Origin of the sequence: Primorskyibacter flagellatus (genome assembly GCF_900176485.1) — a bacterium.
Classification (GTDB): Bacteria; Pseudomonadota; Alphaproteobacteria; order Rhodobacterales; family Rhodobacteraceae; genus Primorskyibacter; species Primorskyibacter flagellatus.
Genome location: NZ_FWYD01000044.1, coordinates 1 through 6302, shown reverse-complemented (window position 1 = coordinate 6302; position 6302 = coordinate 1). Strand labels below are relative to the sequence as shown.

At 52.7% G+C, this 6302-nt stretch carries 5 protein-coding genes, 1 tRNA gene and 1 pseudogene; 2 read left to right on the top strand and 5 right to left on the bottom strand.

What is annotated here, in order from left to right; all coding sequences use genetic code 11:
• Positions 1–11: 11 nt before the first annotated feature.
• Positions 12–88, top strand: a tRNA-Met gene (locus tag B8991_RS20610).
• 245 nt (positions 89–333) lie between these two features.
• Here B8991_RS20610 and B8991_RS20605 read toward each other — a convergent pair.
• Positions 334–1230 (bottom strand): HAD family hydrolase, encoded by an 897-nt coding sequence (locus B8991_RS20605; protein ID WP_084355160.1) that lies wholly within the window; start codon positions 1228–1230, stop codon positions 334–336.
• Entirely contained in the window at positions 1227–1919 is a 693-nt protein-coding gene (locus tag B8991_RS20600; RefSeq protein ID WP_084355159.1) for a hypothetical protein, read from the bottom strand. The genes B8991_RS20605 and B8991_RS20600 overlap by 4 nt, the downstream gene beginning before the upstream one ends.
• 371 nt (positions 1920–2290) lie before the next feature.
• Between B8991_RS20600 and B8991_RS20595 the strand changes: the two genes are divergently transcribed.
• Positions 2291–2968 carry a class I SAM-dependent methyltransferase gene (locus tag B8991_RS20595; RefSeq protein ID WP_084355158.1) on the top strand — a complete coding sequence of 226 codons (678 nt, stop codon included), beginning with the start codon at positions 2291–2293 and terminating at the stop codon, positions 2966–2968.
• Positions 2969–2993: 25 nt separating this feature from the next.
• Here B8991_RS20595 and B8991_RS20590 read toward each other — a convergent pair whose 3' ends face one another.
• The 3 genes and pseudogenes from B8991_RS20590 to B8991_RS21805 form a co-directional block, all read right to left on the bottom strand.
• A complete protein-coding gene (locus B8991_RS20590) occupies positions 2994–3710 on the bottom strand; it encodes an HNH endonuclease (RefSeq protein WP_143514700.1) in 717 nt (238 codons plus the stop codon).
• Positions 3711–4002: 292 nt separating this feature from the next.
• Complete coding sequence (locus B8991_RS22100) at positions 4003–6024, bottom strand: hypothetical protein (RefSeq protein ID WP_084355156.1); 2022 nt, start codon at positions 6022–6024, stop codon at positions 4003–4005.
• Positions 6021–6302 (bottom strand): annotated as a pseudogene (locus B8991_RS21805) (hypothetical protein); the annotation flags it as partial. The gene B8991_RS22100 and the pseudogene B8991_RS21805, both read right to left, overlap by 4 nt.

Below are 6302 nucleotides of genomic sequence, written 5' to 3'. Positions count from 1 at the left end.
CACCAGATTGGCGCGGGATGGAGCAGCCCGGTAGCTCGTCAGGCTCATAACCTGAAGGTCGTAGGTTCAAATCCTACTCCCGCAACCATAAATACACCAAACATAAACAACCACTTAGCCACCTCAGGGTGGCTTTTTGCATTCGGGCGACATGAACCCGGTGCTACGCTGGTGCTACTTTTGGGGTGCCAGAATCCTGTTGAGCGGCTAACACCGGCCCGACACGCGCAATATTGCGCTGCAAACGCGGAGGGAGGGAGCGCTGATGCAGCAGAAAGGACGTGAACGGAAGTTTTCCGCAGGTGCAAGAAATTCGAAAAGCGGCCATTTGCTTTACAAAGTGACTGGCACTAGCGCTTTGTGGGCTTTGATGTGACGAAAAATTTCATTAAAGCTTTTGTACAATACGGCATTTGGGCGGGCGTCTTTCGCCTTGCGTGTAAGCAGCTGTTCTCGGACCACGTCTTCATCGCTCCAGTGTGAAATTCGAACGAGCTTCTTATAATCTGCCTTCGAATTATTTGACCCGTACTTCGCCCAAATAGAGAAAAGGCCAGCGTCGTTAGACATCATGACATCCTTGGCGATGCTATCACCAACATAAGCAGCTTCTGAGACGGGTACCCCTTCCATGTTGCATATTTCTCTGACGACCTGCACATTTGGTTTTCGTTGGTGATGACTGAGCTCAATTATCCGTTCGGGGGGGAAGTGGTTCTGTTGCACGGAGTAAGAGCCGGCAGCAGGGTGCAGTGCCTCGGAGGCCTCCCTACAATACAATTTGGAAAAATACTGGTTTAGTTGAAGTCGTTGTATTCTATCCGTCGCCGAAAAGAGTTTACTCTCGGTGTGTGCGACCAAGGTAATTCCAGATGCATGAACTGCCTGTATGGCGTTCATCACCCCTGGATAGAGCGCTAAGTTGCGTTTCCTGCTTGAGTTGAAGGCATGAAAGGCTGGATCGTAGATTTCAGCAATTTCTTGAAACGTCGCTTTTGGATGCAAACGTCGAATGGTCTCTGTCTCCAGCAGGGCGAATGGATGCTCTGAATCGTGATGCTTGCGATGGACCTTGCGGAAATCGTCCAAAAGCGTTTCTCTGTCACAGTCAGAAATGTCGACAATTGTATCAACCATCTCGTAGAAAGAAACGACGAAGTATCCAACCCAATCATACAGTGTATTGTCCAAGTCGCAGATTAAGAGGCGCACAGCTTTTCGGCTCGTCATTTGCTCACCTCCACGTTAGGCTGAGCTTCCTCTCCTGCTAGCGGTCGTTGAGAGCCGTTCTGATCTGTCGTGGATTCGACGCCCAACTGTAGCGATTCTTGGCCGCCACTCAGTGTGGGCCGCACAAAATTCAAGTTTGTGACCAAAAAAAGTGCTGCAGCAGCGAACACAAGGAATCGACCCGTAGCACTATAGAACTCCGAGATCTTACTTTCTGCGTTTTTCAAACTCTCGCCGGTGTATTGGTACCTGCCGTTTTCGCCACGAACTACTTTCGCATCAGGATAACGGCTGAAATGTGATATCGCCTGTGTCATCCCTTTCTCTAGCTCCAAGTGCTTACCTTTTAGATAATTTTCTTCTAGATCCTCGCCGAACGAAACGGCACCACGGAGCATCTTATGGTAGACATTCAGATCAAGTAATTTGACTGCTCGGAGTGCTACGTAAGCACCAAGAACCAAGAGGACAGCGACATGAAGCTGCAAGCTGAACAGCCATAGATGAACTTCGAGTGAAAATGCCTGCCCCTGACTAAGGAGTACCACCGCGACACCGAGCGCACCGGCGACAAATGTAAGGCCAAGTTGCCTCGATTTTACTGACATCTCGTTGAAGTGCATTTGGGTATCGACGGCCTTTTCCCAAATACTCAGGTACTTGTCCCACTCGCTGTCTTGTGGTGGCATCTTCGTCTCCTAGTCTGCTCAATGGTCCAAGTGATAGCTGAACAAGAACATTTGCGCGACCCGCTTCAAGAGTGTTTCAGGAGTGATCAAAGCCAGCTTTAAACCGCTCTGACTTATTCAAAGCTAGTCCCCGCCAGCCAGATGCTGCAATGCGTCGGAAGTCAGCGAAATCGATGGATAGTTCCGACGAAAACAGTGTCTATTTATGCAGTCTCCTTACGATGGGGTCAGAGCAAACAAAAAGGGGCCTTGCGCAGGAACAAAACAAAAACATCTGTCAAGACTATTAAGTAGTGGTCTGCTAGTGTAGGACGTAAGAGCGCAAGGCTTCGTCGCAAGTAAGCCATGAAGCACAATATGTAGAGGTCGAGATGCAGAACACTTCCCATGCAGTTATGGCGCAACGAGTTGAGGCCAAAGATAGCCTAGATGACTTCCCTACGCCGCCTTGGGCGACAAGAGCGTTGGTAGAACACATCATCGAACAAGAGGTTGGTACCTCATCCATGTCAGCTTTGGAACCTGCCTGTGGAAGAGGATACATGGCGCAGGCACTTAAAGAGTATTTCGGCACTGTTACCGCGACCGATGTGCATGATTACGGCTATGGCGAAACCGTTGACTTTTTGGCCAATGTTTGCGCCACTGCATCTCACGATTGGGTCATCACAAACCCGCCTTTTAGACGTGCCGAAGAGTTCATCCAACGCTCACTGCCAATTGCTCGCCGAGGCGTTGCAATGCTGGTGCGAACAGTTTTTATCGAAAGCGTCGGTCGATATGAGCGTTTGTTCAGTCAAACACCGCCATCTAAAGTTGCTCAGTTCGTAGAGCGTGTGCCTATGGTCAGAGGTCGCGTAGATCGCAAAGCATCCACAGCTACCGGTTACGCATGGGTCATTTGGGAAAAAGGCACTGGCACATCGCCTTCACTGGTTTGGGTTCCGCCGTGTCGCAAGAAGCTTGAAACCGACTTGGACTATGAGCCATACTTTCTGACAGGTGAAAGCCCCGTGGAAACCTCGAGGCAGCAAGAGCTTTTTGCGTAGTGTTTAAGAAGTGCCGGGCAACTGATTACTTGCCGGTTAGTTTCTTTAGCTCTCCCAACTCCATTACCTCACCTGATTTGCGATGTACCAAGCGATGACAATTGGGGCAAAGTGGGACGACGTTTTTTACGGCTTTTCGCAGGTCTATCTTCGATACGCCGGAAGTAGAAATTGGTTTCTTATGGTGGATTTCGATTAATCCCTTTCCGGTATTACCGTAAACATTTGATCCTTCAAAGCCACAGCCACGACAGTCTATTGTATCATCGGCTTTTGAGTAGGTTTTTAGAGCAAAGTCGCGCAGTTTTTGTGAGCGCGCGCGGATTACTTTTGAAACTACACGTTGGTGTCCCTCTTCTACAAACACCGTTTTTTCTGGCTTGATGGAGCGGTTTATTAATGCCTTCTTAAATCCTTGTTCTTTATAGCTTTCGCGTGCTCCTTGAACGTCATTGACAAACTTTTTGCCTTTGGCGGTGATCTGGTATCTGGTACCATCAAAGGTGGCTACACCCATCTTTTCAAGCTTTTTGTGGGACTTAAGATTTCTGACTTTCTCGCTGAAATAGTCGTCGTTCCTGTGTGGCGAGATCTCCAAGTCTTTGCCTGCGGGTTTAAGAACCTCACGAAGGATTGGGACCAATTCCGATGTTGAGAGGCCGATCGCTTTGCTGTTCACCAAAGCTTCAAGCGTCGGCATGACTAAATCGCCTTCTGACACTCTGGTTGGATCTTTTGTCAACACACCCCTCCTGCCTCAACGTGCGAAATGCACTCATCTGTTCCAGCCTAGCGACAACGACTGAATGCCGCAAACGTTACCTACTTCCTAATTCTTGCGTGTTCTATGCGGCAAATGTCGGCTATGTGGGCTGCGACCGCAGTATTACGAAAAGCCGTTCGATGTCGGCCAAGTGCGAGAAGTGTCCCGATTAATATCAATACACGCCAGTTTTATCGTCAGCACCGTCAGCACCGTCAGCATCGTCAGCCAAATGGGCAAGGCTGACGATGCTGACGGTGCTGACGATAGTTTAGCCAAGTTTGATACAGATCGCGCGTTGGCCGGTTTTGCCTTGGCGGGCTTTCGACATGGTGATGCCTTGGCGGCGCAAGAGGGGCTGCACCCGCTTTAGCTCGACAGATAGTTTGTTGGGCTGACGGGGAAAAATCAGCGGGTCGTCTGTGAGTTGCGGGTAAAGGCTGCGCAGCGCCTTTGTCAGCTCGGTTGCGGTGCCTTTGAACGGGCCGTGGTCGGTGATCATGCTGACGATGGCTTCGGCCACGGGGTTGCCTTCAATGGCCGCGCTGTCCACAGATTGCCGATTGGCGGTGTAAGCTTCAGTAAACGCGCCTTCAGGCCAGCCAAGCGCGGGTTCTGCGGCAGTGACCCATTTGGTGAAGTCCGCCATGCGGGGCCGCTCTGTGAGCGTGACCGACGACAGCCGCGCAAGGGCCGTGCTTGTTGCATTCAGAAGCGCTGCAAGGATGTGCGGCGCGGCATGATTAAATCGCGTCCAGAACTCGGCCTCAAACTCCCGTTTGGTTTCTTCGATGACGGGCAGGGACACAATGATAGACCTGTCCGCCAGATCCGGGCGACTGGCAAGATCGGGAATGCCGTTCAGCAGGACCGGGCGGGTGGCGTCAAACAGCACTTCTTCGGCGTTGGTGTGCAGCTTGCGGGTGCCAAACCCGCCCCCGGTGGCTATCCGGCACAGGGCGTCGGCAAGAGCGGGCTTGATATGCGACAGGTTATCAAAGGCGAGAACGTGATTGTGCCGCGCCGCAATGACCAAATCCTGCTCTGACTGCGGCGCGCTGCGCGTCATCGGGTTGACCGGATCAATCAGGCTGCGCAGCACTTTGGCGGTGGTGCTTTTAGCGCTGCCTTGCTCGCCGGTCAGGATCAAAATGGGGTAGGGGCCTTTGGGTTGGAAACATCCCAATAGCCATGCCACCAGCATCCTGAAGTCGGTTTCAGAACCGACATTCAAAAAGGGCCGCAACAGGTTGATATCGGCAGGGCCGGTGACGGGGGCGGGCAAGGCCTGCATGGCGCGGGAACGCTGGAACCGGGCCGCGCCGCGCTTGACGATTTTCCATCCCGTTGCGTCGATGCACACAGAGGCCCAATCTTTGCCGCCAAGATCCAGATAAAGGCAGTCATCGGCAGTCCCCAAGCGGTTGAAGACGGGATATTCCGGGCCGTTGAATAGTGCTTCGCCCGCCATTGTCCGGCGTTTGTCGTCCAGCGCGGTTTGCGACAGCATTTTGCCCTCTGCCTGATAGTGCTGATAGGACAGAAAATTCCGGAAGTCTGTGGACTCCAGCGCCATGTTTTCCACATGGTCGCCAAACATCACCGACGCGAACGCCTCTTTTTCCGGAGTGTGCCAAAGCTCAATACTGTCTAAGGGCGGCTGGTTTTGCACGGCTTTGCAGGGTTTTGTCGTGCCGTCCATCGCATCCTTTATCAGGCTTTTTACGTCACTTTCTGTCCAGCCCTGTTCAATCGCGTCCGCTGCGTCCCAGCCTTTGACAAAACCGTTCTTTTCATCTCTTTCCCTGACTTTCCCGTATATTTCCGGACACAAGATGACCGCGAATGCAGGGGTTTGCATGGTTTTGGAAAGCGTGCTTTTGACTGCATTTGCATACTTCGCGCCGGGGGTGTCGTCATCCGGCCAGATCACGACCCGGCGGTTTGCAAGCGGTGATAGGTCCGTTTTGGTCAGGGCATTGCATCCGCCAAAGCTGGTGGTCGCCAAGAACCCCAAACCCGCCAAAGCGTCGGCGCATTTCTCCCCCTCAACAAAGAGGATCGTTCTTTCGGGATCGGCAGCGACAATCTGGTGCAGATTGTAGAGGGGCCGCAAATCCGGGGCTTTCCACTCTTGCTGTACCACGTCGAAGGGCATGAAAAACTTGGTCCCGTCCCGCCGGTCGTAGCGATTGGCGACAAGAACCGGTGCGCCGGTTTCGTCATGGTAGGTGTGGGCGGTTGAGGGAAGGCCGCACTTCGGATGCGGGGGCAATTTGAGCGCGATTGTCATTGTCCTGCCCCCCAATCTTTGCGCAGCCTGCGGGCCGCTTCCGATTGGCTCAACCCGTTCAGATAAGCATATAGGCTGATAGGATCGCCGCCCCGGTCGTCGGTCGCAAAATCGGCCCAGCAGCCTTTGTCCAGGTTGATCCGAAACGACCCCCTGCGACGGTCTTGGCGCGTCGGATTAAGCGTATGCGCCGTCCCCGTCCCATTGATTTCTGCGGTTCCGTTGCACTGAGCCAACGGCGAGTTTCGTTCTGAGTATTCAGAAGGAGACGACGATGG